This window comes from Paenibacillus sp. MER 180, assembly GCF_023713665.1.
GTDB lineage: Bacteria > Bacillota > Bacilli > Paenibacillales > Paenibacillaceae > Paenibacillus_B > Paenibacillus_B suaedae.
Window position 1 is genome coordinate 1 of record NZ_JAMAVT010000119.1, and the last position, 249, is coordinate 249.

The 249-nt window shown below is 51.8% G+C and carries 1 protein-coding gene; it reads right to left on the reverse strand.

Going from position 1 to position 249, the window contains the following annotated elements; all coding sequences use genetic code 11:
* Nucleotides 1-249, reverse strand: a 249-nt coding sequence (locus tag M3661_RS30130) for a manganese catalase family protein (RefSeq protein WP_251491417.1), incomplete at both ends; no start/stop codon positions are given.

Sequence of the window (249 nt, forward strand, 5' to 3'; positions counted from 1 at the left end):
TGTAGAACAGCGCTTTCTCATGCGCTACAAAATGTGGCCCCAGCCCTGCATCCTCCAGTTGCCGCGGTGTTGCATCCTTCGTCATCTTATATACCATCGTGGCGATCATTTCGAGGTGAGCAAATTCCTCGGTCCCAATATCCGTCAACAACCCAATTACTTTATCTGGTATCGTATACCGTTGGTTCAAGTAGCGCAGCGCCGCTGCCAGCTCTCCATCCGCTCCCCCATATTGCTCCATCAACAGCT